This is a genomic window from Rhizobium sp. CSW-27, assembly GCF_018760785.1.
Taxonomy (GTDB): Bacteria; Pseudomonadota; Alphaproteobacteria; order Rhizobiales; family Rhizobiaceae; genus Neorhizobium.
Genome location: NZ_JAHHZO010000006.1, coordinates 20,947 through 46,769 on the forward strand (window position 1 = coordinate 20,947; position 25,823 = coordinate 46,769).

20 protein-coding genes are annotated in these 25,823 nt (G+C 64.0%); 12 read left to right on the plus strand and 8 right to left on the minus strand.

Annotated features, from left to right (window positions below; all coding sequences use genetic code 11):
• Positions 1 to 89 precede the first annotated feature (89 nt).
• From KLP42_RS13160 to KLP42_RS13180, 5 genes are all read left to right on the plus strand, one after another.
• Positions 90 to 1,097 carry an AraC family transcriptional regulator gene (locus KLP42_RS13160; protein WP_215567207.1) on the plus strand — a complete coding sequence of 336 codons (1,008 nt, stop codon included), beginning with the start codon at positions 90 to 92 and terminating at the stop codon, positions 1,095 to 1,097.
• A gap of 119 nt (positions 1,098 to 1,216) precedes the next feature.
• Entirely contained in the window at positions 1,217 to 2,650 is a 1,434-nt protein-coding gene (locus KLP42_RS13165) for an FAD-binding oxidoreductase (RefSeq protein WP_215567208.1), read from the plus strand.
• Complete coding sequence (locus KLP42_RS13170; RefSeq protein WP_215567209.1) at positions 2,647 to 3,972, plus strand: (Fe-S)-binding protein; 1,326 nt, start codon at positions 2,647 to 2,649, stop codon at positions 3,970 to 3,972. The genes KLP42_RS13165 and KLP42_RS13170 overlap by 4 nt, the downstream gene beginning before the upstream one ends.
• A gap of 1 nt (position 3,973) precedes the next feature.
• Positions 3,974 to 5,662: an FAD-binding oxidoreductase gene (locus tag KLP42_RS13175; protein ID WP_215567210.1), complete on the plus strand. Its 1,689-nt coding sequence runs from the start codon at positions 3,974 to 3,976 to the stop codon at positions 5,660 to 5,662.
• A gap of 157 nt (positions 5,663 to 5,819) precedes the next feature.
• Positions 5,820 to 6,599: an SDR family NAD(P)-dependent oxidoreductase gene (locus KLP42_RS13180; RefSeq protein WP_215567211.1), complete on the plus strand. Its 780-nt coding sequence runs from the start codon at positions 5,820 to 5,822 to the stop codon at positions 6,597 to 6,599.
• A gap of 64 nt (positions 6,600 to 6,663) precedes the next feature.
• Here the strand turns inward: KLP42_RS13180 and KLP42_RS13185 are convergent, their stop codons facing one another.
• The 4 genes from KLP42_RS13185 to KLP42_RS13200 all read right to left on the minus strand — a co-directional run bounded on the left by KLP42_RS13185 (position 6,664) and on the right by KLP42_RS13200 (position 11,960).
• Positions 6,664 to 8,091: an aldehyde dehydrogenase family protein gene (locus KLP42_RS13185; protein ID WP_215567212.1), complete on the minus strand. Its 1,428-nt coding sequence runs from the start codon at positions 8,089 to 8,091 to the stop codon at positions 6,664 to 6,666.
• A 62-nt stretch (positions 8,092 to 8,153) separates the two neighbouring features.
• Positions 8,154 to 9,674 (minus strand): AMP-binding protein, encoded by a 1,521-nt coding sequence (locus KLP42_RS13190; protein WP_215567450.1) that lies wholly within the window; start codon positions 9,672 to 9,674, stop codon positions 8,154 to 8,156.
• 12 nt (positions 9,675 to 9,686) lie between these two features.
• Positions 9,687 to 10,796, minus strand: a complete 1,110-nt coding sequence (locus KLP42_RS13195) for an NAD(P)-dependent alcohol dehydrogenase (protein WP_215567451.1) — start codon at positions 10,794 to 10,796, stop codon at positions 9,687 to 9,689.
• Between the two features lie 144 nt (positions 10,797 to 10,940).
• Complete coding sequence (locus KLP42_RS13200) at positions 10,941 to 11,960, minus strand: AraC family transcriptional regulator (RefSeq protein WP_215567213.1); 1,020 nt, start codon at positions 11,958 to 11,960, stop codon at positions 10,941 to 10,943.
• A gap of 189 nt (positions 11,961 to 12,149) precedes the next feature.
• On the opposite strand from KLP42_RS13200, the gene KLP42_RS13205 reads away from it, so the two are divergent.
• The 4 genes from KLP42_RS13205 to KLP42_RS13220 are packed head-to-tail and all read left to right on the plus strand — an operon-like array spanning position 12,150 to position 17,427.
• Positions 12,150 to 13,685 (plus strand): carboxyl transferase domain-containing protein, encoded by a 1,536-nt coding sequence (locus KLP42_RS13205; RefSeq protein ID WP_353844879.1) that lies wholly within the window; start codon positions 12,150 to 12,152, stop codon positions 13,683 to 13,685.
• Between the two features lie 9 nt (positions 13,686 to 13,694).
• Positions 13,695 to 14,495, plus strand: a complete 801-nt coding sequence (locus tag KLP42_RS13210; protein ID WP_215567215.1) for an enoyl-CoA hydratase/isomerase family protein — start codon at positions 13,695 to 13,697, stop codon at positions 14,493 to 14,495.
• Between the two features lie 10 nt (positions 14,496 to 14,505).
• Positions 14,506 to 16,494 (plus strand): acetyl-CoA carboxylase biotin carboxylase subunit, encoded by a 1,989-nt coding sequence (locus KLP42_RS13215; protein WP_215567216.1) that lies wholly within the window; start codon positions 14,506 to 14,508, stop codon positions 16,492 to 16,494.
• 9 nt (positions 16,495 to 16,503) lie between these two features.
• Entirely contained in the window at positions 16,504 to 17,427 is a 924-nt protein-coding gene (locus KLP42_RS13220) for a hydroxymethylglutaryl-CoA lyase (RefSeq protein ID WP_215567217.1), read from the plus strand.
• Between the two features lie 345 nt (positions 17,428 to 17,772).
• On the opposite strand, the gene KLP42_RS13225 is transcribed toward KLP42_RS13220, so the two are convergent.
• Positions 17,773 to 18,777 (minus strand): AraC family transcriptional regulator, encoded by a 1,005-nt coding sequence (locus tag KLP42_RS13225; RefSeq protein WP_215567218.1) that lies wholly within the window; start codon positions 18,775 to 18,777, stop codon positions 17,773 to 17,775.
• Between the two features lie 121 nt (positions 18,778 to 18,898).
• Here KLP42_RS13225 and KLP42_RS13230 point away from each other — a divergent pair, with 121 nt between their 5' ends.
• The 3 genes from KLP42_RS13230 to KLP42_RS13240 all read left to right on the plus strand — a co-directional run bounded on the left by KLP42_RS13230 (position 18,899) and on the right by KLP42_RS13240 (position 22,571).
• Positions 18,899 to 20,338 carry an APC family permease gene (locus KLP42_RS13230; protein WP_215567219.1) on the plus strand — a complete coding sequence of 480 codons (1,440 nt, stop codon included), beginning with the start codon at positions 18,899 to 18,901 and terminating at the stop codon, positions 20,336 to 20,338.
• Positions 20,335 to 20,505, plus strand: coding sequence for a hypothetical protein (locus KLP42_RS13235; protein WP_215567220.1), 171 nt, complete (start codon positions 20,335 to 20,337; stop codon positions 20,503 to 20,505). Before KLP42_RS13230 ends, KLP42_RS13235 begins: the two co-directional genes overlap by 4 nt.
• Before the next feature lie 71 nt (positions 20,506 to 20,576).
• The gene (locus tag KLP42_RS13240; RefSeq protein ID WP_215567221.1) at positions 20,577 to 22,571 is read left to right on the plus strand and encodes a primary-amine oxidase; all 1,995 of its coding nucleotides are present in this window, start codon (positions 20,577 to 20,579) and stop codon (positions 22,569 to 22,571) included.
• Between the two features lie 48 nt (positions 22,572 to 22,619).
• Here KLP42_RS13240 and KLP42_RS13245 read toward each other — a convergent pair whose 3' ends face one another.
• The 3 genes from KLP42_RS13245 to KLP42_RS13255 are packed head-to-tail and all read right to left on the minus strand — an operon-like array spanning position 22,620 to position 25,812.
• Positions 22,620 to 24,059, minus strand: coding sequence for an ABC transporter ATP-binding protein (locus KLP42_RS13245; RefSeq protein WP_215567222.1), 1,440 nt, complete (start codon positions 24,057 to 24,059; stop codon positions 22,620 to 22,622).
• On the minus strand, positions 24,056 to 24,877 hold the full coding sequence (locus KLP42_RS13250) for an ABC transporter permease (RefSeq protein ID WP_215567223.1): 822 nt from the start codon (positions 24,875 to 24,877) through the stop codon (positions 24,056 to 24,058). Before KLP42_RS13250 ends, KLP42_RS13245 begins: the two co-directional genes overlap by 4 nt.
• Entirely contained in the window at positions 24,874 to 25,812 is a 939-nt protein-coding gene (locus KLP42_RS13255; RefSeq protein WP_215567452.1) for an ABC transporter permease, read from the minus strand. Before KLP42_RS13255 ends, KLP42_RS13250 begins: the two co-directional genes overlap by 4 nt.
• Between the last annotated feature and the right edge of the window lie 11 nt (positions 25,813 to 25,823).

The following is a 25,823-nucleotide window of genomic DNA, read 5'->3' on the forward strand; positions in this document are numbered from 1 at the left end:
GTACGAATGGCAGACCGTTATCGACGTTTCGGATATGCTACGTCTGATGCCGGTCTGCCGACACCGCAATGCCGAAAGGACAATCTCGCATGACGGGCGAAGGCTTGAGTGCCGTCCTGAATTCGATCCGGGTTTGCGAAACCGGCCTTGTGGCCATGGATCTCTTCGATCCCTGGTCGATCGAAATCGCCTATCCGAAGCCAATCACCGTCACAGTTGTGGAAGGCAGGCTCTGGCTGAAATCGCCCGACTGTCCGCCGGACGTCTTCGAGCCCGGCGACAGTTTCGTCCTGCCGCGCGGCGTTTCCCGCGGGCGCTATCTCGTATCGTCTAGTCCGGCGACCTCGCAGCACACCACCACCCGGCGGCTCGAGGAAATGGGCCGGTTCCGGCCCCTGCTGCCCGATCGTCCCGACGTCTCGCTGCGACGCCTGGTCTGGGGGCCGGAGGGCGGTCGGCGCACTCGCCTGATGTCCTTCACCTTCGATTGGCAGGACCGAAGACTCGGGCCGCTAATCGAAGCCATTCCCGACATCATTCGCATCAAGCAGAACTCAAGCGAGGGTTTTCTCAAAGACCCGTTCCTCGGCCTGGACTTCGACACCCATGATGCCAGCCGGCCAGGCTTTCAGGCGCTGATCGCACAGCTTGCGCAGCTTTTTCTCGTCCAGGCCATCCGCAGCTACGCCCTGCGCGATGCCGACGGACCTTGCGGGCTTCTGGCGGCACTGGCCGATGCTCATCTGTCGCGCGCACTCAGTGCCATCCACAACGATCCAGGCCGGTCCTGGTCGGTGGAGATCCTCGCCGAACGCGCCGGTCTTTCACGCTCCCGCTTCGCGCGCCGCTTCAACGAGGTCACAGGGATCACGCCCATGGCCTATCTCCGCTCATGGCGCCTGCATCTGGCGCGGCGGGCACTGCGCGATGGAAATGCGACTGTATCGTCCATCGCCTACGAGCTTGGCTACCAGTCGGAAGCCGCATTCCGCACCAGTTTTCGGCAGGATACGGGTCTCAGCCCCCGCGAATACGCAAAATCTGTGGCTGCGGCGAGCTTCGGTCCGAGCCATGCCGAGACGGATCAGTCGTATTAAGAGACGCTGTTGTGCAGTCACGCGCGATGAAGCGCGCTACCTTGTTGATGGCGCAGTGGAGGCGCCATGCAAGGGAGGAAATCAATGATTGCATGCACCTGCTTTTCGGGAGCCGGGCCATGACGGCCTTGCCCCGAGGGATCAAGGCAGACATCACGGCACCGGTCCGTGATGCCTTTGCCCGGGACGGCGAGGTTGGCACTGGTCCTGCCCCTCGCGCTGTTCTGTATCCCAGCAACATTCACGAGGTGCGGAAGGTTGTCGTCTGGGCAAACGAAACCCGCACTGCTCTCATTCCAGTCTCTTCCACCGGATTACGGCGCAGAGGAGACACCGTACCACTGACGGATGGAGCCGTCGTGGTGGATCTTTCCGGGATGACGAAGCTGATCCATGCGGATCCGCGCGACAAGATTGCCATCATTGAGGCGGGTGTGGATTTCGGGTCCATCGACGAAATCCTGCGCCCGCACGGTCTGCGCGCCTTCCGTCCATTGATGCCGCGTGCCGGCAAATCGGTCATTGCAAGCTATCTGGACCGAGAGCCGATCATCAATGCCGACGTCCATTGGGATCCTGCCGATCCATTCGGCGGAACGGCGATCATTTCCGGCGGCGGCGAACTGACCCTGAACGGTTCGGCAGCACTGGAAGGAACGCTGAAGGAGCAGTTGGAACGGGGCCACCGCCATATGGTGACCTTCGGACCTGGCAATGTCGATCTCACGCGCGTCCTGCAGGGGTCTCAAGGATCGCTCGGCGTCATGGGCTGGGCCGCCATCTATTGCGAACGCCTGCCGAAAGTCGAAGACAGTCTCTTTCTCTGTTCCGAGACCCCGTCGGCCGTGCTGGCGGCGATGCGGGAGGCTGTACACCGACGGATCTGCACGACCGCCTTCGTGGTGGACAGGGTACAACTGGCAATGCTGCTCGGCCTCGAAATGGACGCCGCCGCGATGCTGCCGGCCTGGACCTTCTTCGCCACGCAGGCGGGTTACGTCCACGCCCCGGAACGGAAGGTCGCCTGGCAGCGTTCGGATCTGGAAGAGGTCGCCGCCCGCCATGGCGCACGCCTCGAAAAGACCCTTCTCGGAACATCCGCCGACGCTCTCGCAGACAGGCTGCGGCAATCGCCCCGTGTCTGTTATCGGGATGTGCCCTTCGGCGCCCACAAGGAACTGTTCTTCCTGCATCCGATCTCATCGGTGGAGAGGATGCTCGACATCCAGGAAGCGCATCTGAGGACAGGTGCCTTGGCCGCACGGCCCGTCGGCACCTATATCCAGCCCCTCGCACAGGGCACCTTTGCCCATGTGGAGCGCGTGATGCCGCACGGCCCGGACGCGGATGTCGGAGCCGACTGGCGTAGCCTCGCCGAGGCGAGCCTGCGCGCCGGCGCCTTTTACAGCCGCCCGCATGGCGTGGCCCGCGACCTCGCCTTCCTGCGGGACGACGGCAGCGCCGCGCGGATGATCGGCGCCGCAAAGGCTCTGCTCGATCCGTGCAATGTCATGAACCCCAATCGTTTTGTCGTGCAGGAGGCAATCGGATGAACGACGCATCCCTTCCCGGTGAACGTCTGGCCTCGATGGACCGCTGCACGCGCTGTTCGCAGTGCAAGTTCGTGCCGGTGCCGAAAAGCAAGGCACACATGTCCGCCTGCCCGAGCATGGATTTTGTCGAATTCCATGCCGGTAGTGCCAGCGGTCAGTTGATCATGGCCTCCGGCATCGCCCATGGCGAATTCGGCTACACGCCGTCCATGCTGGAGACCGTCAGCGCCTGCACCATGTGCGGTGCCTGCGATACCGCCTGCAAGGTCAATTTCGCCGAAATCGTCGAACCGCTGGACGGCCTTTATGCCTTGCGCGCACGCATGGTCGCCGATGGCCAGTCACCGAAACGACACCGTGAGGTCATGGACAAGATCGCAGCCTTCGGCAATTCGCAAGGCCTGCCCCGCAGCGACCGGGCGAACTGGGCGAGCGGACTCGCTTTCCTGCCTCGGGCCGACATTCTCGTGCATGTCGGAAGCGTGCTCAGTTACGACACCGGCAAGCATGACAGCCTGCAGGCGATCGTGCGCACGCTGCAGCAGGCCGGCCTTTCTCTTGCCTATCTGGGGCAGGACGAAGGTTCCTGCGGCATGCTGGCCTGGGATCTCGGTTATCATAAGCAGGCGAAGGCCTTGGCGGAAACCTTCATCCGGCAGGTCCGGCAAGCCGGCGCGCGCACTGTTGTCACATTTTCGTCTTCGGCCATTTCGGTCTATCGCAGCATCTATCCGCGCATGGGGATCGATCTATCCGGTATCCGGTTCCTCCACTTCACCGAGTTTCTGCTCGCACTCACCGCGAAAGGCCTCGTGTCGCTGACGCCGTCGGGGCAATATGCCGGTGGGACGGTGGCCTTCCATGACACCTGCAAGCTGGGCCGCCTGACCGAGCCCTATCAAGAAGCAGACCGCTCCGTGACCAAGGAAATGGGCGGCATCTTTGCCAGCCGCAGTCCCCAGGCACTGCATTTCTCGCGCAATGGCATCTATGATGCCCCGCGCGCCCTCCTGAAGCACATGGGAATAGAGGTGGAGGAACTCGAGCGCAGCCGCGAATTCAGCTATTGTTGTGGCGCACAGGGCGGCGTGAAGGAAACGCTGCCGGCCGCCGCAAAGATGGCTGCACGCAATCGCCTCGCCGAATTGCAGGAAACCGAAAGCGAAATCCTGGTCAGCGCTTGCGGCAACTGTGCCCACCACCTCGGCAAGCATGTTCGTGCACCGGCGACGGTGATCGACCTCATCGACATCCTGGCACCGAACCTGGCGCCATGTTCATCCCGCGAGACCGGGGTGACGGCAACCGAGGGAGCCTGCTGACATGGCAGCGAAAACCGGCAGACATCGCCTGACCCTCAGCCCTCAGGCCAGGAGTGAACTGGAAACCATTTTGGGCGCCCGTTATGTCACGGACGACCCGGCCCTAATGTCGGGATATGCGTGGAACACCGGCGTCGGCAAGATCCCGAGCGGCGACAAATTCACGTCGATCTGGCCGATTGCCGTGGTCCTGCCCGCAACGACCGAAGAAGTGGCAGCCGTCGTCAAATGCTGCAAGCGACACGGCCTGAGCTTCCGTCCCCATTCGACGGGCTACGGCTCGATGGGCTGCGTCACATCTCCCGACTCGATCTGCATCGATCTCAGGCGGATGGACCACCTGGAGATCCTGCCGGACGATCGCATGGCGGTGATCGGCCCCTATGCAACCGCCAATCAGCTGCAGGCGGAAGCCCGCAAGCACGGCCTCACCTGTCACGTCGTCGGCGCCGGACCGGCCCATTCCCCCCTCGCCTCCGCCACCTCCCTGATTGGCGTGGGGATCACCTCACAATTCACCAGCGCCAACATGCGCAACATGCTGGCCTGGGAATGGGTGACGCCGGAGGGCGAGATCATCCGCGGCGGCAGCGCCGCAAGCGATCTCGGCTGGTATGCCAGCGATGGCCCGGGGCCGGGAACGCGCGGTCTGCTGCGCGGCTTCTTCGGCGGTGGCGGCGGTATCGGCGTGTTCACGCGCATCGGCATCAAGCTCTTTCCGATCAACCAGAAGGGCGAGATGCAAACGGTCGGCCAAGTGCCGCAGTTGCGCTCCGTCCTGCCTGCGCACACCGCGCTCCTGCACGCGCTCTTTCCGGATTACGAAGCCCAGCGAGCCGCGACCTTCGACCTGTTGCAGGACGATGTCTGCACCGTCCTGTTGCGCATGCCGCCCAATCACATCGGCTGGACCCTCACCGAGACCAATGCCGAATTCGTGCGAAGGACCCGGGACGGAACGCTGCCGGAGCCGGCACAACTGCACAACGGCGCGAGCTGGACAATCCTGATCGCATCACGCTCTGCGGCGGAGCACCGCTGGCGCGACGAGACCGTGCGCGACATAGTCATCCGCCATGGCGGACACTTCGCCGTGCTGCAGCAGGAGGAGGAAGAGCTTCTCTACCACAACTTTGCCACCTCCCAGTACGTCCCACGCGTTCTCAGGGCCTCGGGTGGGATCACGACCAGCTTCGGCGTGCTGGACAGCTTCCACTTCCTGCCCAAGGCGGTCGAGATGGGCGAGATGATGCTGGCCAAGGACTCTGCACCCGGAGGCGCCTTGTGCGAGGGCAGTCCGGATGAACAATGGATATGGCCGCACGAGGGCCGCTACATGTGGGGCGAGAACATCATTCACTTCGACGCCACCAGCGAAGCCTCGCGTGCGGCGGGCGCCCTCGCCCTGATCGGCCATTTCGCCGCCCAATGGAAGGACCCGGTCGGCATGACGGGGCTTCTCGTCGGCCCCATCCAGGACGTCACGGGCCCGCGCATCGGCAAGGCGCCGGCCTTCGCCCGCAAGGTCAAGACCTATTTCGACAAGGATGACCGGTCGAAGACCAAGGAATACGTCATCCCCAACATGCCGCCTCTGGTGGAAAAGATCCTGCCGGCACTCCGGCCCGTGTTTTCCAACCAGATGGTGCTCAGGGCCATGTCGAAAATGCTCGGCAAAAACGGTATGTGATCGATCCGGAATTCCATCCGGCGCAAGCGGGCCGCGTCTGATGGCGCGGCCCGCTTGCGCCGGTGGTGGATCGGATATCTGATTGCGGCTTCGATCCGCAGCCGTTCGCCCCATGGGCAAAACACTCGGAAACGCAAACGTCGAGGAGAAAACAGGCATGCCGCGTGACACGTCCCCGCTGACCGTGATGTTCGGACTCAAGGGCAAACGGGCCCTCGTCACGGGCGGCACGTCCGGAATCGGCCTCGCCATCGTCGAAACCTTTGCCAGCGCCGGCGCCAGAGTCGTGGCCTGCTCGGACCGGTCTGACGACGTTGCCGGCTTCTCCGTTCCGAACGCGGTTGCCCTGCACCACCGGCTTTCGGACAAGCGCGCAGCGCTCGATCTCGTGACGCACGCCGAAGCCGAAGCGGGCGGAGCCTTTGACATCCTCGTTTGCAATGCCGGCATCGAAGGGCCGACGGGTGCGACCGGAGAAGCCGAGGAGGACGCCTACCGGCGCGTTTTCGACATCAATCTGCATTCGGCCTATTGGCTGGCGGCACGATGCAAGGAAGGCATGGCAGCGGCCGGCGGCGGCTCCATCATTCTGATGGCGAGCCTCGCTGCCCTGCGCGGCAACCGGATGATCGGGATCTATGCCATGTCAAAGGCGGCCTTGTGCCAGATGGCGCGCAATCTCGCCGTCGAACTCGGTCCCCTCAACATCCGGACCAATGCCATTGCCCCCGGCCTGATCGAAACACCCTTTTCTCGGCAATTGCTGTCGAACCAAGAATTCATCGAACGCAGGCTGCGGGCAACGCCGCTTCGCCGCGTCGGCCAGCCGGAGGAGATCGCCGCGGCGGCACTTTTCCTGGCCGGTCGGGGCGGCGCCTTCGTCAACGGCCAGACACTGCTGATCGACGGCGGCACGCTGGTGAGCGACGGAAGCTAGGCCGGCTCCGCGAGAGGACAAAGGGGGCGGCCTCTATCGAGCCGCGCCACTCTGGCGTTTGGTCTCAGGCGGCTTCGCTGACGAACAGCGTCTGCGAATTGGTGTATTCGCCGAGCCCTTCCAGAGCGTTCTCGATGCCGATGCCCGACTGCTTGTGACCGCCGAAGGCAATATGCGGCGAGAAGCTGTGGATCTCGTTGACCCAGACCGTTCCGGCCTCGATGCGTTCGGCAATACCGCGGGCGGTCACCACATCCTTGCCCCAGACCGAGGCGGCCAGACCGTATTCCGTGTCGTTGGCACGGGCGATTACATCGTCGAGATCCTTGAACTTCAAGAGCGGCAGCACCGGCCCGAAGGCTTCCTCGACGACGACGCGGCTATCTTCCGGCGGGTTGTCGATGATCGTCACCGGCACGAAGAAGCCTTTGCGGTCCTCGATCTCGCCGCCGAGCAGGAAGCGATACCCCTTGTCCTTCGCGTCAGCCAGAAGGTTCTTCAATTTCTCGAACTGCATGCGGTTCTGAATTGGGCCGAGATCCGTGCCCTGCTCGGCGCCATCGCCGACCTTGACGGTCCTGGCATAGGCAACGAGCGCTTCGGCCAACGCGTCATAGATATCCTCGTGGATATAGAGCCGCTTGGCCGCGACGCAGAACTGAGCGCTGTTCTGGAAGGCGGCCCAGAACAGCTTTTCCGCCGTTTCCTTGACATTGACATCCGGCAGGACGATCGCCGGGTCGTTGCCGCCGAGTTCCAGCGTGATGCGCTTCAGATTGCCCGAGCAGGCTTCCATGATCTTGCGGCCTGTGGCGGTCGACCCAGTGAAGCTGATCTTGCGGATATCCTTGTGCTGGGTCAGCCAGGCACCCAATTCGTTGCCGCCGGAGACGATGTTCAGCACTCCGGGCGGCAGGATATCACGGGCGATCTCGCCGAGCTTCAAGGTGCAAAGCGGCGTATAGGGCGAGGGCTTCAGAACCATGGTGTTGCCGGCCACCAGGGCCGGCGCGATCTTCCAGACGGCAAGCAGGATCGGGAAGTTCCACGGCGTGATGCCGCCAACGACACCGAGCGGCACGCGCCGTGTCTCGACGGTGCGGCCTTCCGTCTTTTCAACCACATGCAGCGGCAGTTCCTGCTTGGCGATTTCGCGGCACCAGATCGATGAGCCACCGACCTCCCATTCCGCCCCCTTGCGTGCCTTGCCCTGTTCCAGCGTCAAGAGATGCATGAATTCTTCCGCATGGGCGTCGATCGCGCCGCCGAGGCGCGCAATGAAGCCCTGACGCTCGGCGATCGGCCGAGCGGACCAGGCCGGGAATGCGGCCTTGGCCGCAGAAACCGCCTCTTCGAGTTGCTCGCGACTCGCATCCGGCGCCCGGGCGATCACCTCTTCGGTGGCCGGATTGAAAACTTCGAAAGTGGCGGCAGTGCTTATGCCCTTGCCACCGATGGTCATCGTGTAATCGGAGTTGAAATTGATGGACATGATGGAACCTCCCGTTTCCGGCCTTGAAAAACGTCATGTGGTGTGGATGCCGGCCATCCCCTTCAGGCGGATGCCTGTTCTTTTTCCGGAGGAATTGCGCCTCGCAGGTTTCGGCGCAGCACCTTTCCCGTGCTGTTCTTCGGCAGATCGTCAACGAAGATCACCCGACGCGGGATCTTGTAGGATGCGAGATGCTTGCGGCAGTGGCTGAGGAGTTCTTCCTCGTTCAGCGAGACCGCGAGATGGCGCACGACGAAGGCCTGGGCGAGTTCGCCCTTTTCCTCGTCGGCGATCCCGGCGACCGCGACCATGGCGACGGCCGGATGCATCGCGATCACCTCCTCCAGTTCCGCCGGATAGACATTGTAACCGGCGGTAATGATCATGTCCTTCTTGCGGTCCACGATGAAGATGTAGCCATCGTCATCGACGCGGGCGACGTCGCCTGTGGAGAGCCAGCCATCCGCATCGATGGTCTCGCGCGTCGCCGCCTCGTTGCGCCAGTAGCCCTTCGTCACCATGGCGCCGCGCACCATAAGTTCACCGGGCGTGCCCGGCGCAACCGTCAGGGAACGGTCTTCCAGGTCCGCGATCCGCGCCTCCAGGCCCGGCATGGGCAAGCCGATCGAACCCGGCCGCGGGCTCCAATAGGGCGAATGGCTGACAGCGGGACCGGCGACTTCCGTCATGCCCCAGAGTTCCAGCAGCGGGCAGCCGAAGCGGTCGGTGACGGCATGGATCTTGGCGATCGGCATGGTCTGCCCGCCGACCGTGCAACGTGTCAGGCTGGAGAGATCCGCTTCGCCGATAAGGGGATTCGCCAGCATCTGGTAGAACATGGTCGGCACGCCTTCGAACAGCGTCGCCTTTTCCGTCGCGATCAGCTGCAACGCCTCACCCGCGTCGAACCGCGGCGTTGTGATGAGACGTGCACCGACGAGGAAGCAGGCGTTCATCACGATATTGCCGTAGACATGCGGAAACGGCAGCGAGGTGAGCACGGCATCGCCCGCATGGCGTACATGCATGGTCGCGGTTCCGGCCAGGCTTGCGAAGAGGCCGCCATGCGTCATGGTGGCGCCTTTCGGCCGCCCCGTCGTTCCAGACGTGTAACCGATGGTAAACAGGTCTTCCGGCGAGCGTTCGACCGGCAGCATATAGGCGCCGTCCAGCAGCCCGATCAGGTCCTCCGCATCCGGCGCAGCGCCGAGAGTGAAGACATGGGCCCGGCTGGTGAAGGCGGCACGGCGCTCTGCCGGGCAGATCAGCGCGGAGGCTTCCGAATCCTCGGCGATATAGGCGACTTCCTCGGCACTCAGCAGGAAATTGGCGGGAACGACGACGGCCCCGAGTCGCGCGATGGCGTGATAGGCAACGACCCATTGCCAGCCGTTCGGCAGGTGCAGGACGACGCGATCGCCCGCCTTCAGGCCGCGCTCGGCAAAGCCGCCCGCCATGCGCCCGGCGAGATCATCGATCTCCCGGAAGCTGAATGACCGGATGCCGGGCAAAGTCAGCGCTGTCTTTTCGCCAAAGCGGCGGGCGGCATTGAAGGCGAGATCGCTGATCCGGGATATCGACATCACGAGACCCTCCTAAGCCAGTTCGGGAATGAGCACGGCCTTCAACACCCTGCCCGATTCCGAATCGTGAGCCGCCTTGTCGATGTCGGAAAGCGGGTATTTGCGAACGAGCCTGTCGAAGGGGAAACGCCCCTGCCGCCACAGTTCGACCATCTGCGGAATGAAGATATCCGACACGCTGTCACCTTCGATGATTCCACGCACCGTGCGGCCGAACAGCAGGCTGTTCATGTCGAGCGCCACGTCCGTTCCGAGCGGCGCAACGCCGATAATGCCGCACACGCCCGTCTGGCGCAGGCAGTCGACCGCCTGGCGGGCCACCTTGGGCAGGCCGGTGCATTCAAGCGAAAATTGCGCGCCCTCTCCGCCGGTGATGCTGCGAATGGCCTCGACGGCATCGTCCTTGCCGCCATTCACCGTGTGGCTGGCGCCCAGTTCCTTAGCCAGTGCCAGCCGCTGCTCGTTGAGATCGATGACGATGATCTCCGTGCAGCCGACAACGACGGCGGCCATGACGGCGGCGAGACCGACGGAACCGGCGCCGAAGATGGCAATCGAGGTGCCGGCACCCGGCTTCAGCGCATTGATGACAGCGCCGGCGCCGGTCTGGATGCCGCAGCCGAGCGGTCCCATGATCTCCAACGGCACGTCCTTGCGGATCTTGACGACATTGCGCTCGGTGGCAAGGGCCAGTTCACCGAAGGAAGACTGCGAGAAGAAGCAGGCGCTCAGCCGGTTTCCGGCACCATCACGGCAGGGACTGGATCCGTCCGGCCTGCCGCCGCTGAAATTGCGGCCGTAGAGATCGGGGCAATAGCCATACTTGCCGGAAAGGCAGTTGGCGCAGGCACCGCAGCTGGCATAACTGAGGACCACATGGTCGCCGACGGCGACCTTGGTCACCGCCGAGCCCACCTTCTCCACCACGCCCGCACCCTCATGGCCGAGAATGGCGGGCAGCGGCGTTGGAAAATACTGGTCGCGCACAACCAGATCGGTATGGCACATGCCGACGCCGGCAATCCGCACCAAAACCTCGTTGGCGCGAGGCTCATCGATCGCAACACATTCGATGGCGAATGCACCGCCCTTTTCGCGCACGACGGCAGCGTTGAAATTCATCATTCGAGCCCCCTCCCAGGTCCCGCTCCCTCCAGAGCGGTGGCTTCAACTGCTCGAAAGGCTAACCCCGAACGACGATTAAATTCGGCCAAAGAATTGACATATCCTGACAACAGGAGTGCAGAAATGCCCCTGCATCGACATCTAGGTCCCGGGGGGTGCAGCTCCATCCCGCCTTGCCGCTACGGCGAAGGCACGTGGCGTCTGGCCGGACCAGGATTTGAAAGCGCGCACGAAGCTCGCCTCGGCATCGAAGCCGCATTCGCGGGCGATGCGCTTGATCGGCCACTGGGTCGACGCCAGGAGCCGCTCGGCGAGACGGCGACGGGACAGATCCTTCAACGCCTGGAAGGACGTGCCTTCCTGCTTGAGATGGCGGTGCAGGCTGCGGGTCGACAGATTGAGCTTTTCCGCCAGATCGTCGGCCCCCGCGTCGGGCTCGCCAGAGAGCAGGCGCAGGATCTCGCGCGACAGCAGCCGGTCGCGTCGATACTGCCGCACCATCAGCGGCAGCGGACGCCGAAGCAGTATTCTGAGCGCCGCATCGTCCCGCAGGACCGGCAGATCCAGATAGGCGGCGTCAAAGCGAAGGCTCGCAGGCTTCTCTCCGAACGTTAGCGGTCCGTCGAACATGTAGCGATAACTGTCCGCATGTGCAGGTGCGGCGAAGGGGAACTGGACATCGAGAAGCGCAATGCGCGTGTCGCCCAGCCATGATGCGATCCCGTGAAGATTGCGCATGACGCTGACGAGGCAGAATTCACGAAACTCGCCGAGTTCCCGCGCTTCCTGAATGCGGAATTCGGCCATGCCCTGCGAAACATCGAGACGAAGCCGGATATCGTCGGTCAGCAGACCGTGATGGCGGCACCAGCGCGCGATGGCGACACCCAGATTGATCGACGGCAAGGAGGCCCGGCACAACATTCCATAACTGCCCCAAGGCAAGCGGCGGGAGAACCACCCGAGCCCCTCGTCGTCCAGCTCCCGCATCGCGTGTTCCGACAATCGCTCCAGTTGGTCACCGGTGATCCTGCCGCCCGGATGCAGGACATTGGAGCCAATCCCGGCAGCTGCGAGGGCCGGTGCCGGGTCGAGCGCACGCCGACGATAGGCGAGAACGATCGCCTGGGCAAAAGCAGCGGGCGTTTTTGCTTGCACCATCAATCGACCCCACGCTGGCACGATCCGTCAATTCTTTGACGGGATTTGTCCATTGTGAGCGGATAGAATTCAGAAAAGTCAAGGCAGAGTGCGTGGTTCCAGCGCATGCGGCAGAGGAGGCGGGACGTGAACGCGCTGTCAACAAGCGTCAATAGGGAAACAGCTGAGTTCCGCGCCAATTCGCTCGCGATGACGGCTGCCGTCTCCGATCTCGCAGCACACGCGGCGCAAGCGGCCATGGGCGGCGGTGAAGCGGCACGCAGACGCCATATCGATCGGGGCAAGATGCTGCCGCGCGAGCGCATCGATCGCCTTCTCGACCCGGGCTCGCCCTTTCTCGAGATCGGCCAACTCGCCGCCAATGGCCTCTATGGCGGAGATGCCCCCGCGGCAGGCATTGTCGCGGGCATCGGCGTCATTCAGGGGCGGCGCTGCATGGTCGTCGCCAATGACGCGACGGTAAAAGGCGGCACCTATTATCCGATGACGGTGAAGAAGCATCTGCGGGCGCAGAAGATTGCCGAGGAAAACCGCCTGCCCTGTCTCTATCTCGTCGATTCCGGCGGCGGCTATCTGCCGCTGCAGGACGAATTCTTCCCCGATGAGAACCATTTCGGCCGTATCTTCTACAATCAGGCGCAGATGTCGGCCCACGGCATTCCCCAGATCGCCGTCGTCATGGGATCCTGCACCGCGGGCGGGGCCTATGTGCCGGCCATGAGTGACGAGACCGTGATCGTGCGCGAACAGGGCACGATCTTCCTCGGTGGTCCACCCCTGGTGAAGGCGGCGACCGGCGAGGTGGTCACGGCCGAAGACCTTGGCGGCGGCGATGTGCACACCCGTGTCTCCGGCGTCGCCGATCACCTGGCGGAAAACGATTCCCACGCGCTTCACATTGCCCGGCGCATTGTCTCCACCCTGCCGGAACAGGTTGAGCCCGCTGCCGATTATGACGAACCGCTTTACCCCGCCGACGATCTCTACGGCATCATCCCGACGGATACCCGCAAGCCCTATGATGTGCGCGAGGTCATCGCCCGTCTCGTCGATGGCTCATGCTTCGACGAGTTCAAGCCGCGCTATGGAACCACGCTCGTCACCGGCTTCGCCCGGCTTTACGGCATGCCGGTCGGCATCATCGCCAACAATGGTATCCTGTTCGGGGAATCGTCGCTCAAGGGCGCGCACTTCATCGAACTCTGCGTCCAGCGCCGCATCCCGCTGCTGTTCCTGCAGAACATTACCGGCTTCATGGTCGGCCGTGCCTATGAGAACGAGGGCATCGCCAAACATGGGGCAAAACTCGTCACGGCCGTGGCGACGGCGGCCGTGCCGAAGCTGACGCTCGTCATCGGCGGCAGTTTCGGCGCCGGCAATTACGGCATGTGCGGACGCGCCTACAGCCCGCGTTTCCTGTGGATGTGGCCGAATGCCCGCATCAGCGTGATGGGCGGAGAACAGGCCGCCTCCGTGCTCGCCACGCTGCGCCGTGACAGCGTCGAGGCGAGAGGTGACCTGTGGCCGCAGCGTGAGGAAGAGGCGTTCCGCAGCGAGATCCGTGCCCAATACGACCGGCAGGGTCACCCCTATTATTCCACCGCCCGCCTTTGGGACGACGGCATCATCGACCCCGCCGAAACGCGCCGCGTCCTCGGCCTGTCCTTGTCGACAGCCCTCAACGCACCGATCGCGGACACCCGCTTCGGTCTCTTCCGGATGTGAACCAGCGCCATGACCTTTGAAACGCTCGACATCGATCTCGACGGTGCAGTCGCAACCCTCTGGATGAACCGCCCGGACCGCCACAACGCCTTCGACGAGACCTTGATCCGGGAACTGACCGAGGCGATCGAGACGCTGGCCGCAAAAGACGGCATCCGCGTTCTCGTCTTGGCCGGGCGGGGCGCGAGCTTCTCGGCCGGCGCGGATCTCGGCTGGATGAAGCGGCAGGGTGCCGCCGGCGAGGCGGAGAATACTGCGGATGCGCTGGCCATGGGCCGGATGTTCATGGCCCTTCGGCATGCGCCGAAACCGGTCATTGCCCGCGTTCAGGGAGCAGCGATCGGTGGCGGAATGGGTCTCGTCGCCGCCTGCGACATCGTGGTCGCCGCACCGGAGGCCGTCTTCGCGACGAGCGAGGTCCGCCTCGCCCTCATTCCGGCCGTCATCAGCCCACTGGTCGCGGCCGCCATTGGCGAGCGCCAGTGTCGCCGCTATTTCCTCACGGCCGAGCGCATCCCGGCCGAACGGGCAAGGACGATCGGCCTCGTCCATGAGATTGCCGGAGAAGACGGGCTCGACGCAGCCGTCGCGCGCATCATCGCCGACCTCATGAAGGGGGCACCGGAGGCACTGACCGAAGCGAAAGCACTGATCAGCCGCGTCGCGGGCCGCCCGTTTGCAGAGGATCTGGTGGCGGAAACCGCCGGGCTGATCGCTGCCCGCCGCGCCACCGTCGAAGCCCGCGAAGGCCTCTCGGCCTTCCTTGAAAAACGCCAACCCGGCTGGGTCGGCCAGCAGCAGGAAAGATGAGGCCGGAGCGATGTTCAAGAAGATCCTGATCGCCAATCGCGGCGAAATCGCCTGCCGCATCATCCGCACCGCCCGCAGCCTGGGCATCGGGACGGTCGCCGTCTATTCCGAGGCCGATGCCGGAGCCCGACATGTGCGCCTTGCCGACGAGGCGGTTCTGATCGGCCCCGCGCCGGCACGCCAGTCCTATCTGCATGCGGAGAAGATCCTGGCTGCCGCGAAACGGACGGGCGCCGAGGCGATCCATCCCGGTTACGGCTTTCTCTCGGAAAACGAGGCATTCGCCGAGGCCTGTGCGGCAGCGAACATCACCTTCGTCGGCCCGCCGGCCGCGGCGATCCGTGCCATGGGCTCGAAATCGGCCGCCAAGGACCTGATGGGCAAGGCGGGGGTGCAGCTGGTTCCGGGCTATCACGGCGCCGACAACGATCCGGCGCTTCTGCAGAACGAGGCAGACCGCATCGGCTATCCCGTCCTGATCAAGGCCTCGGCCGGCGGCGGCGGCAAGGGCATGCGGCGGGTCGACCGCCGGGAAGATTTTGCCGAGGCGCTCGGCTCCTGCCGGCGCGAGGCGAAGAATGCCTTCGGCGACGATCACGTTCTGATCGAGAAATATGTCCTCAAACCCCGCCACATCGAGATCCAGGTCTTTGCCGACGGGATGGGCAACTGCATCCATCTCTTCGAGCGCGACTGCTCGGTGCAACGGCGCTACCAGAAGGTGCTGGAGGAAGCACCCGCCCCCGGCATGACCGCCGAGCGCCGCGCCGACATGGGGGCGGCCGCGGTGCGCGCGGCGAAAGCCGTCGCTTACGTCGGCGCGGGCACGGTGGAGTTCATCGTCAACCAGGATGGCTCCTTCTACTTCATGGAAATGAATACGCGGCTGCAGGTGGAGCACCCGGTTACCGAAATGATCACCGGCCTCGATCTCGTCGAATGGCAGTTGCGCATCGCCGCGGGCGAGCCCCTGCCGCTGCGGCAGGAAGAGGTTCAACTCCAGGGTCATGCTATCGAGGCGCGCATCTATGCCGAAGATCCGGATTGCGGCTTCCTGCCCTCCATCGGCACGATCCGCCATCTCGATCTGCCGGGACAGGGGCCACGGGTGCGGATCGACAGCGCCGTGGATGCCGGCGATGCGATCTCGCCGCATTACGATCCGATGATTGCCAAGTTGATCGTTCACGGCGCCGATCGCGCCGAAGCGCTGAAGACCATGGCGGGGGCGCTGTCCGGCGTCCATATCGTCGGCCTCAGCGCCAATATCGATTTCCTGCATCGCCTCATAGAAACACCCTCCTTCGCCACGGCCGATCTCGACACGGGCTTGATCGAGCGGGAGCACGACCGATTGTTTTGCGCCCGGAAAATCCCCTTCGAAGCCTGGTGCCTCGTGGCTATGAACGAACTTCTGACGCAGTTGCCGGGCCGGCCCGTCTCGCCCTGGCAGCAGCCGGATGGCTGGCGCCTGAACGGCCGGACCGCGCGACGCATTCCCCTCGCCTCGGACGGCGAAACCGTGACGATCACCGCCGTTTCCACAAGGCATGGATGGAGGCTCGCCGACGCCGCTTCGCCGAAGCGGACGGTCCAGGCCCAGGGACGCGTCGAACGGAAGGGGGAGGCCGCCATCCTCGACATCCGCCTTGACGAACGACGCCATACGGCAACGGTGGTCGAAGCCGGCGACCAACGCCACGTCTTTCTGGCCGGGCGAACCTTCGTCCTCGAGCGCCTTCCGGACCTGCAGCGCACGGCCGACACGCACAGCGGTGGTGGCGGCCTGCGGGCACCGATGCCGGGCGCCGTGATTGCCCTGCTCGCCGAGCCGGGCAGATCGCTCAAGGCAGGTGAGCCACTTCTGGTCATCGAGGCGATGAAGATGGAGCATACGATCGTCGCCCCGGCCAATGGGAGGCTTGCGGGTTTCCATTATGCGGTCGGCGACCAGGTGCTGGCGGGCGCCGAACTCGTCGATTTCCAGGCTGCCGAATAGGACCGCACCATGCACAGCAGCAACACGGATCACGTGACCCTCGTCGAAGTTGGCCCGCGCGACGGCTTGCAGAATGAACGGGAAATCGTTTCGAGCCCGGTGAAAATCGAACTGGTCAAGCGTCTTGCCGCCGCCGGTCTGCGTCACATCGAGACGACGGCTTTCGTTTCGCCGAAATGGGTGCCGCAGATGGCCGACAGCACGGCGGTCATGTCCGCCTGCGCCTCTGCTCCCGAACTCGCCGCCGTCACGCTGTCGGCGCTTACCCCCAATCTCATGGGCTTCGAGACGGCTATGGCCGCAGGCGCCCGCGAAGTGGCCGTCTTCGCATCGGCTTCCGAGACCTTCTCCCGGCGCAACATCAACTGTTCGATCGAGGAGTCGCTCGGCCGTTTCGATCCGGTCTTCGAGGCAGCGAAGGAACGTGGCGTTGCGGTGCGCGCCTATGTCTCCTGCGTCATCGCCTGCCCCTATGAGGGGCCGGTTGATCCGCGCGCCGTCGCCCAGGTAAGCCGCCGCCTGTATCAGAAAGGCGCGCGCGAGATTTCGCTCGGCGACACCATCGGTGTCGGCATTCCGGCCAAGGTGAAGCATATGCTGGAAGCAGTATCCGCCGAGCTACCCGTTTCTGCCCTCGCCGGTCACTTCCATGACACCTACGGCATGGGAATCGCCAACATCCAGGCGGCCCTGGATTTCGGCCTGCGCACGTTCGACAGCGCGGTCTGCGGTCTCGGCGGCTGCCCTTATGCCGCTGGTGCGGCCGGCAATGTCGCGACAGAGGATGTCGTCTACCTTCTGCAGGACCTGGGTCTGCGCCGCGACATCAACCTGCGCAGCCTTGCGGAAACCGCTGCGTGGATCGCCCGGAAGCTCGGCCGCTCGGAGGTAGCGAGAGTGACGAAGGCACTGACCGGCCACGGCAGCGATTGAAGTGCAAGACATGCGGTTCTGCCCGTGTTTCTCGATGCCATTGCCGGACAACCGAAGCCCCTGTCGAAGGATGATCCAAGGCAGGCGGTGGCACGGTATCCGCGATATCCGGCCGCTGAACTGCACAAAATCCTGGGATGCGATCACCACCACCATGGAACACGTCTTGGTACCCGGCACAGGACGGTTTTTGCAGCCGCGTCCGGGGTGGCGCGTGGAACGGGTTGTCGGCGGCGCGACGCAGGGTGTGCTCGTGCGTCTCCCCTGACGCGACGCCCACCGGTTCGACAGAGTGCGGCAGGGTACGGAAGGGAGGGCCCCGGCTGAGGCCGGTGCGCGGCGCTCTCAGCGGGTCCAGCCGCGCCGGGCCCGCCATAGTACGGTGGAATCCGCATAGCCCAGCACCTCGGCGATGCGGGCTTTCTGCACATGGGCCTCGATCTGGCTTGCGGCGATGGTGCGACGCGTTTCCCGAACGAGGTCGCGCAGCGAGGTTCCCTCCTGCGACAGGCGCCGCTGCAGGGTGCGCACCGAGGTCCCCAGTTCCGCTGCCACCGCCGGCAGTGTGATCGGCTTGTGTCCGAGGTAGATGCCGATCAGGGTGCGCACCTGCCCGCTGATGCTGTCTCCAGGCACAGTCTGGCCGACCAGATCGGCGACGGTCCGTTCAAGCACCGCCGACAGTGCCGGGTCCTCGTGCCGGTAGAGCCGCCCGGCATCCGCGCCGGACACGATGATGCGATTGGCGGATTCGCCAAACAGCAGCGGGCAGCGGAAGATGCGCTCCAGCACGGAGCGGTCGCGCGGGGCAAGATGCTCGAAATGCACCTCGAGCGGTCTCCAGTTCCGGGCAAAGCAGGAGCGCACCAGCTGGCAGGAGGCGGCAAGCGAGAACTCGCTGTCCTGCCGCCGCGGCCACATCTGCGGGTCCTCCAGGCGATAGCTCCAGACGAGGTTGCCCTCCTCCTCGAACACGCCGGAACTGGTGGCGCTCTGCACCGTGTTGACGTATTTCGCCAGCCGTTCGAAGCCGGCGCGGATCGTGCCGGAGATGGAAAAGAGCACGCCGATCGGGCCGATATCGCTGGGCTTGAACAGGGTGCCCAGCCGGGCGCCGAGCGCAGGCTCCCCGGTGATCCGAGCCGCGTCCTCGAAGATCGCGACATAGCGTGCCATCGGGATCATCGCATAAGGGTCCTCCAGCTGACTGCGCAGAATGCCGTGCGTTGCAAGCAGGAGGTCGGTCTTGCCGCTTCTGCGGTCGATCTGCTCGACGAGGGGCGCCAGAACCGACGCGCGAATGGATGCAATTGCGGGCAGTGCCCTGTTCATTTGCGGTGCAGTTGCCATTTTCACCGTCCCGGAACGTCCGCGTGGCGCGGTTTATCGATTCATTGGCGTGAACTGCAATTTCAGTGCCAAAGTGTCGCGCCTACCCTCTTGACGAAAATCAAGCACAAGAGGGGTTCCCATGACATTGCAATCGACTGCGGATGGTCCCGCGGGCCGGCTGGCGAAGAATTCCGTCGGCCTTTCCCATATCGTCTTCTTCGTCGTCGCTGCGGCAGCACCGCTGACCGCCGTCGTCGGCGCCTCGCCGGCGGCCTTCGCCTTCGGCAACGGTGCCGGCGTGCCGGGCGCCTTCGTTCTTGCCGGCATTCTCTATCTGCTGTTTTCGGTCGGCTTCACCGCCATGAGCCGGCATGTCGGCGGGGCCGGCGCCTTCTACACCTACATCACCCACGGCATCGGCAAGCCAGCCGGCGTCGGCGGCGCGCTGATGGCGCTCGTTACCTATTCGGCGGTGCAGATCGCGGTCTACGGGCTCTTCGGGGTGTTCATGGCCGGGGCCATGGCACCGGTCGTGGCACTACCCTGGTGGGTCTGGTCCTTCGCGGCGCTGCTGGTGGTGCATGTCTGCGGCCAGCGCAACATCGCCTTTTCGGGTGTCATTCTCGGCATCTGCATGATTGCCGAAATCGCCATCCTGCTGCTGCTCGATCTCGGCATCGTCTTCACAGGTGGCGGGCCGGAAGGCTTCAGCCTCTCCTCCTTTGCGCCCTCCAGCGTCTTCACGCCCGGCCTCGGCGTGGCGCTGGTCTTCGTCGTGGGCTCCTTCATCGGTTTCGAGGCAACCGCGATCTTCGGCGAGGAAGCCGAAAATCCGGAAAAGACCATTCCTCGCGCAACCTATGTGGCCGTGTTGCTGATTACGGTTTTCTACGCCTTCTCGACCTGGGCCATCGTACAGTTCTACGGTCCGTCCGCCGTGCAGACGACAGCACAGGCCGGGCTTGAGACCTTCTATTTCGCCGCCTCCGACAAGGTGCTGGGCGCCTGGTCATCGCAGGTCATGAACGTGCTGCTGATCACCAGCCTGTTTGCCTGCGTGCTCTCCTTCCACAACACGCTGAACCGCTATTTCTTCGCGCTCGGCCGGGAAGGCCTCGCCTTCCGCCTGCTCGGCAAGGTGCATCCGATGCATGGCTCTCCCTATATCGCGGGCATGCTTCAGAGCGCGATTGCGGCGGCTGTCCTTGCGCTGTTCATTCTCGCCGGCGCTGATCCCTATACCGTTGTCTTCTCCTGGATGTCGGCGCTTGCGGTCATCGGCATCCTGGCCGTGCAGGTCCTGGTCTCGGTCGCCGTTATCCTGTTCTTCCGCAAGGAAAAGACCGGTCACGGGCTCTGGACCACCCTGATCGCGCCCCTTCTGGGGCTTGCCGGGCTGCTCGGCGCGCTCGGGCTGGTGATCGCCAATCTGTCGCTGCTCTCCGGTTCGGAAAGCCTGATCGTCAAGTCATTCCCCTTCCTGATCATTCTCGTCGGGCTGCTGGGGGCGGTGCTTGCCATGCAGATCCGCAAAGCCAGACCGCAACTCTACGCCTCGCTCGGAAAGGCCTTCGAATGACCCTGCTCCACACCCTGCCCACGGGCGACCGCCTGCTGGTCGCAGCGCTTGCCGCCCTCACCGCAGCCACCATTCTCATGGCCGCCGATGCCCATGCCTTCTGCCGGATCTTCTGCCTCCACGGCATGCCGATGATCGAGAGCGAGATCTGCTCCGGCCGAACCTGACCCCTGCCCGGGTGGCCTGCGAGGGGCGGCCACCCGGCGAACCGACAACCTCCTGCCTGAAGGACGCTCCCATGGACGCCGTCGTTGATACCATTCTCCATCCGCTCGACCCGTTGAGCCTGTCCGAAATCGCCGAAGCCGTCGCCATCCTCAAGGATGAAAAGGCGCTTGCCGAGACCATTCGCTTTCCGATCATCCGGCTGGAAGAGCCGACAAAGACCGAGATGGCGGATTTCCGCATGGGCAAGCCCCTGCCGCGTCTCGCCTTCATTCTCTCGCTCGACATCACCACCGGCGAGACGCATGAAAGCATCATTGATCTTACCGGGAAACACGTCGTCGACCACACGCGTCTCGCCCATGACCAGCTGCCCTACGGTCAGCCGCCGGTCATGCTCTGCGAGTTTGAGACGGTCGAAGCGACGGTGAAGGCCGATCCGCGCTGGGTCGCTGCCGTGAAGAAGCGCGGCATCACCGATGAGGACATTCCCCTTGTCCAGATCGACCCGTTCTCGTCGGGCTATTTCGGCCTGGACTTCGAAAAAGGCCAGCGCATCGTGCGCGCCGTCTCCTACTGGCGCGGCGATGTCAGGGACAACGGCTATTCCCATCCGATCGAGGGCGTCGTCGCGGTCGTCGACCTCGTGAAAAACAAGGTGGTTGATCTCGTCGATGACGAAAAGATCATTCCGGTGCGCAAGAAAAAACGCAATTACGGCCAGGAAGCCTATCCGGAAACCCGCCAGGGCCTGAAACCCCTCGACATCGTTCAGCCGGAGGGGCCGAGCTTCACCGTTGATGGCTGGCAGGTCGAATGGCAGAACTGGTCCTTCCGCGTCGGCTTCACGCCGCGCGAAGGCCTCGTGCTGCATGAACTCGGCATCAAGGATGGCGGCAAGACCAGACCGATCGTCTTCCGGGCCTCGGTGACGGAAATGGTGGTCCCTTACGCCGACCCGACCGCCAACCACTTCTGGAAGAGCGCCTTCGATGCAGGCGAATATGGCCTCGGTCGTCTCGCCAACTGCCTGGAACTGGGTTGCGACTGCCTAGGCCACATCCATTATTTCGACGTGCCCTCGGCGGATGATTTCGGCCAGCCGATGGTGATGAAGAATGCCATCTGCATGCATGAGGAGGATTACGGCATCCTCTGGAAGCATTACGAGTTCCGCAACGGCATCTTCGAAGTCCGCCGCTCGCGCCGCCTCGTCATCTCCTTCTTCGCGACCGTCGGAAACTATGACTACGGCTTCTACTGGTATCTCTACCAGGACGGAACGATCCAGCTGGAGGCGAAGCTCACCGGCATCATCCAGACGGCAGCCGTGGCACCGGGCGAGACCTATCAATGGGGCGGCATGGTCGACGACGATCTCGGCGGCCCGACGCACCAGCATTTCTTCAATGCCCGCCTGCACATGGACGTCGACGGCGGCGGCAATACCGTGACCGAGCATGAATTCGTGCCCCGCCCCTGGGGCGACGACAACCCCTACGGCAACGTCTTCGACACCAAGACCAAGGTGCTGAAGCGCGAGCTGGATTCACCCGCGGTCGCCAATGGCGAGACCGGGCGCTACTGGAAGGTGCAGAACCCCAACGTCCAGAATTCGGTCGGCAAGGCGCCGGGCTACAAGATGGTGGTGATGCCGAGCCCGCTGATGCTGGCGCAGGAAGGCTCGACGGTCGCCCAGCGCGGCGGTTTTGCCAGGAAACACATCTGGGTGACGGCCTTTGACCCGGCGGAGAAATATGCCTCCGGCGACTATCCGAACGTCCATGCCGGCGGTGACGGCCTGCCGAAATATGTCGCCCAGAACCGCAACATCGACAATGCCGATGTGGTTCTCTGGCATTCCTTCGGCCATACGCATGTCTGCAAGCCGGAGGACTTTCCGATCATGCCGGTCGAATATGCGGGCTTCACGCTGAAGCCGAACGGCTTCTTCGACGCCAATATCGCAATGGACCTGCCGGCCGAGAAGAACGGCCTCAGCAAGGACAACCGCGAGGAGGATTGCTGTGCGGCGAAAGCCGAAACGAAAAGCGGGTGTTGCCACTAAGGCTTGGCGTGAGGCCGAGGGCGCCCGGGCTCATGCCCGCGCCCTCGTTCAGCCTGCCATCCCTGCCTCTGCCAGAGTGCCGCTTCCCGCAACCGGTATAAGCCGCGTCGAGATCTTTTCGGCCAGATCGCGGTCATGTGTCACCATCAGCACGGCCAGCCCGGTTTCCGCGACGATTTCCAGCAGGAAGCGCACGACCTCCTGCTGGCTGACCGGATCCAGACGGGAGGTTGCCTCATCGGCGAAGAGAAAGGCAGGCTCAAGCAGAAGGGCGCGCAGCAGGGCAAAACGCTGCAACTCACCACCGGAAACCTGCCCCGGCAGCCGATCCAGCAGAGCCTCCTGCAATTTCAGCCGTGCGCACAAGGCCCGGATTTCCTCCCAATCCCTTGCATGCAGGCGCGCCACATCCGCCAGCCCCTTGCGCAGTGTCTGATGCGGCGCAAAGGCCGCCGGTGGATCCTGATAGAGCTTCTGGAAGCGCAGCGGCGATAGCGATGCATCTCTCGTCACGGCACCGGCATCCGGTTTGACGAGGCCGAGAAGAATATTGCCGATCGTGGTTTTTCCGCAGCCGCTCGGCCCGACGATGGAAACGACCTCACCTGCCGCAATATCTATATCGAAGCCGGAAAACAGGGTTTTGTCACCATAGCGCTTCTCCAGTCCGCGCGCGGATACCACGCACTTGCCGGGCAGCGTTTGCGCCTGCCGCTGCCATTGCGAGGGCTCCGCCGCAAGCAGGGCCTTGGTATAATCATGCTGCGCAGCCGCCAGCAGCACTTCGGCGGGGCCATATTCGATCAGCCGTCCATCCAGCATCACACCGATCATTCCGCCCAACGCCCGGGCGACGGCGACATCATGGGTGATGGTCAACAGCAGCCGTCCGGCATCCACCTCCTGCCGCAGCCTGGCCGTCACCGAGTCCCTGAGCGTCGCGTCGAGGCCCTTGGTCGGTTCGTCGGCGATCAGCAGTTCGGCCCCCGCAGCATGGGCCATGGCAATGGCCACCCGCTGCCCCATGCCGCCCGAAATCTGGAACGGATAGAGCGCGCCGGCCGCAGCAAGGCCCACCTCGGCGAGATTTTCCCGGGCAGCCGCGGCGCTTTCGCCAACCGGCTTTCCCCTGACGTAGCGATGAACCTCGGCGACCTGCGGACCAACCGGCATGGTCGGATCGAGTGCAAGCCACGGTTCCTGCGGCAGCAGCCCGATGCTGCGCCCCCAGCGGCGGCGGCGCTCGATGGCGGTTTCGGCCAGGAGATCGGCATCCCGGAAGCTGATCTGCCCGCTTGCCTTCAACTCCTGCGGCAGATTGCCCATGATCGCCTGCGCCACCAGAGATTTTCCCGAACCGCTTTCGCCCAGAAGGGTGAGCGGCTGGTTCTGGCCCAGCGCAAGCGATACGCCTGAAACAATGGTGCCTTCCCGCGAATGGACCGAGAGATTCCGAACCACGAGATCCTGCTTCAGTTGAATGTTCATGCACGCTCTCCCTGTGCCAGAAGCTGCAAGCCCAGGACCAGCAGGAAAATAAGGGTTGCCGGAAGCAGCACATGCAGCGGTGCTTCGGCAAAATACGGCAGCAGTTCAACAATCATGCTGCCAAGCTCCGGCGTCGGCGGTTGCAGGCCGACGCTGATCGCGCTCAGGGTCGAAACGGCGATGATGGCCGTTGCCATGGCAAAGGCGGAAAGTGTGGAAATCATCGGCGCGATGACCGGCAGCACATAATGCAGCAGGATATAGCGCGAACCGAAGCCCAGCATGCGCGCCGCTTCGATATGCGGCTGCGCCAGCACGCCCTTCGTCGCCGCCTTCGTGACACGGTAGAATTCCACCCACAGCGTGAGAGCAAGACCGAGAAATAGCGGCCCGTAATTGCCCGGCGAAAAGGCAAGCAGCAGCAGCACGAGCATCAGGCCCGGCAAGGCGAGCACGATGGTTGCCAGAAATTCCAGGCCGCGCTCCGTCCAGCCACCTTTCCAGCCCGCCACGAGGCCGAGGAACACGCCGGGCATGGCCGCCGCCAGCATGGTGAGAAAGGCCAGGCCGAACGACAGGCGAGCGCCATGGGCAAGCCGTGCCAGAAGGCTGCGGCCATAATGATCGGCCCCCAGCAGGTAGTCGCCGCCAATCGGTGCAAGTGTTGCGCCGAAATCCTGAGCAGCCGGATCCGCAGAAATGACGGCCGGTCCGACAATGGCAAAGGCCGCAAGCGCCACCAGAAGGGCCGCGCCGCTCAACCGGGCGGGGCCTAAACCGGGCTTCGGCTGTTGGTAAACGGGTTCCACGGTGCTCATGCGTTTTTCCCCATGCGCGGGTCAAGCCAGTAAGTGAGGAGATCGACGGCGGCAGCGATGGCCACAAACATCAGGCCCATGGTCAGCGCCGTGCCCTGCACCATCGGCACGTCCCGCTCGATGATGGCATGCACCAGCGCATGACCGATGCCCGGATAGGCAAACAGCGATTCCACCACCACCACGCCTTCGATGAGGTAGATGGCCTGAAGGCCAAGATAGGATACAACCGGAATGGCCGCATTTCTCAAGCCATGGCGGCGCACGACCACCGCTTCCGGAAGCCCCTTGTAGCGGGCAAAGGCAAAGTAGGGAGCCCGCGCAACCGCCGCCACCGCATTGCGCGTGACGCGGCTGGAGATGGCCGCCAGCCCAAGCGCCAGCGTAAGCGCCGGAAGCAGGATTTCCCGAGGGGAGCCGAAGCCCGCCGGGGGCAGCCAGCCCAGTTGCCGGGAAAAGACCAGCATCAGGACAAGCCCCAGCACGAAGGGCGGAACGGCGCGAAACGTGACCGCACCGAACAGACCCATCCGGTCTGCCGTGCCGCCCGGCTTCAGCCCGCCCAGAAGGCCGACAATCGGGCCAATCAGCAGGGATAGCAGAAGCGCTGCCGCCGCCAGCCACACCGAGGCCCCCAGCTGCACCTGCAATTCATGCGCCACGGGGCTGCCCGTGACCAGCGAATGCCCGAGATCGAAACGCGCGAGGCTGCCGAGCCACTCGAAGAACTGCACGGCGAGCGGCCGGTCGAGGCCCAGTTCGATACGGATCTTTGCCGCCGCATCCGTGATACGCGCATCCGGCCCGTAGCGACCCGCGGCAATGCGCATGGCTGCATCGCCCGGCAGCACCCGCATGAGTACGAAGCACAAGGCACCAACCACGACGGCGACAATGCCGGCCTGTAACAGCCGCAAAACAAGGAAGTTCTTCATTCCCCTGCCCG

Bases quoted from the DNA above. Each gene is read 5' to 3' on its own strand.
- KLP42_RS13215 (WP_215567216.1), top strand. From the start codon at position 14,506: ATGTTCAAGAAGATCCTGATCGCCAATCGCGGCGAAATCGCCTGCCGC.
- KLP42_RS13195 (WP_215567451.1), bottom strand. From the start codon at position 10,796: ATGAATTTCAACGCTGCCGTCGTGCGCGAAAAGGGCGGTGCATTCGCC.
- KLP42_RS13255 (WP_215567452.1), bottom strand. From the start codon at position 25,812: ATGAAGAACTTCCTTGTTTTGCGGCTGTTACAGGCCGGCATTGTCGCC.
- KLP42_RS13185 (WP_215567212.1), bottom strand. From the start codon at position 8,091: ATGTCCATCAATTTCAACTCCGATTACACGATGACCATCGGTGGCAAG.
- KLP42_RS13180 (WP_215567211.1), top strand. From the start codon at position 5,820: ATGCCGCGTGACACGTCCCCGCTGACCGTGATGTTCGGACTCAAGGGC.
- KLP42_RS13165 (WP_215567208.1), top strand. From the start codon at position 1,217: ATGACGGCCTTGCCCCGAGGGATCAAGGCAGACATCACGGCACCGGTC.
- KLP42_RS13190 (WP_215567450.1), bottom strand. From the start codon at position 9,674: ATGTCGATATCCCGGATCAGCGATCTCGCCTTCAATGCCGCCCGCCGC.
- KLP42_RS13210 (WP_215567215.1), top strand. From the start codon at position 13,695: ATGACCTTTGAAACGCTCGACATCGATCTCGACGGTGCAGTCGCAACC.
- KLP42_RS13230 (WP_215567219.1), top strand. From the start codon at position 18,899: ATGACATTGCAATCGACTGCGGATGGTCCCGCGGGCCGGCTGGCGAAG.
- KLP42_RS13205 (WP_353844879.1), top strand. From the start codon at position 12,150: ATGACGGCTGCCGTCTCCGATCTCGCAGCACACGCGGCGCAAGCGGCC.
- KLP42_RS13200 (WP_215567213.1), bottom strand. From the start codon at position 11,960: ATGGTGCAAGCAAAAACGCCCGCTGCTTTTGCCCAGGCGATCGTTCTC.
- KLP42_RS13220 (WP_215567217.1), top strand. From the start codon at position 16,504: ATGCACAGCAGCAACACGGATCACGTGACCCTCGTCGAAGTTGGCCCG.
- KLP42_RS13250 (WP_215567223.1), bottom strand. From the start codon at position 24,877: ATGAGCACCGTGGAACCCGTTTACCAACAGCCGAAGCCCGGTTTAGGC.
- KLP42_RS13175 (WP_215567210.1), top strand. From the start codon at position 3,974: ATGGCAGCGAAAACCGGCAGACATCGCCTGACCCTCAGCCCTCAGGCC.
- KLP42_RS13160 (WP_215567207.1), top strand. From the start codon at position 90: ATGACGGGCGAAGGCTTGAGTGCCGTCCTGAATTCGATCCGGGTTTGC.
- KLP42_RS13170 (WP_215567209.1), top strand. From the start codon at position 2,647: ATGAACGACGCATCCCTTCCCGGTGAACGTCTGGCCTCGATGGACCGC.
- KLP42_RS13225 (WP_215567218.1), bottom strand. From the start codon at position 18,777: ATGGCAACTGCACCGCAAATGAACAGGGCACTGCCCGCAATTGCATCC.
- KLP42_RS13235 (WP_215567220.1), top strand. From the start codon at position 20,335: ATGACCCTGCTCCACACCCTGCCCACGGGCGACCGCCTGCTGGTCGCA.
- KLP42_RS13245 (WP_215567222.1), bottom strand. From the start codon at position 24,059: ATGAACATTCAACTGAAGCAGGATCTCGTGGTTCGGAATCTCTCGGTC.
- KLP42_RS13240 (WP_215567221.1), top strand. From the start codon at position 20,577: ATGGACGCCGTCGTTGATACCATTCTCCATCCGCTCGACCCGTTGAGC.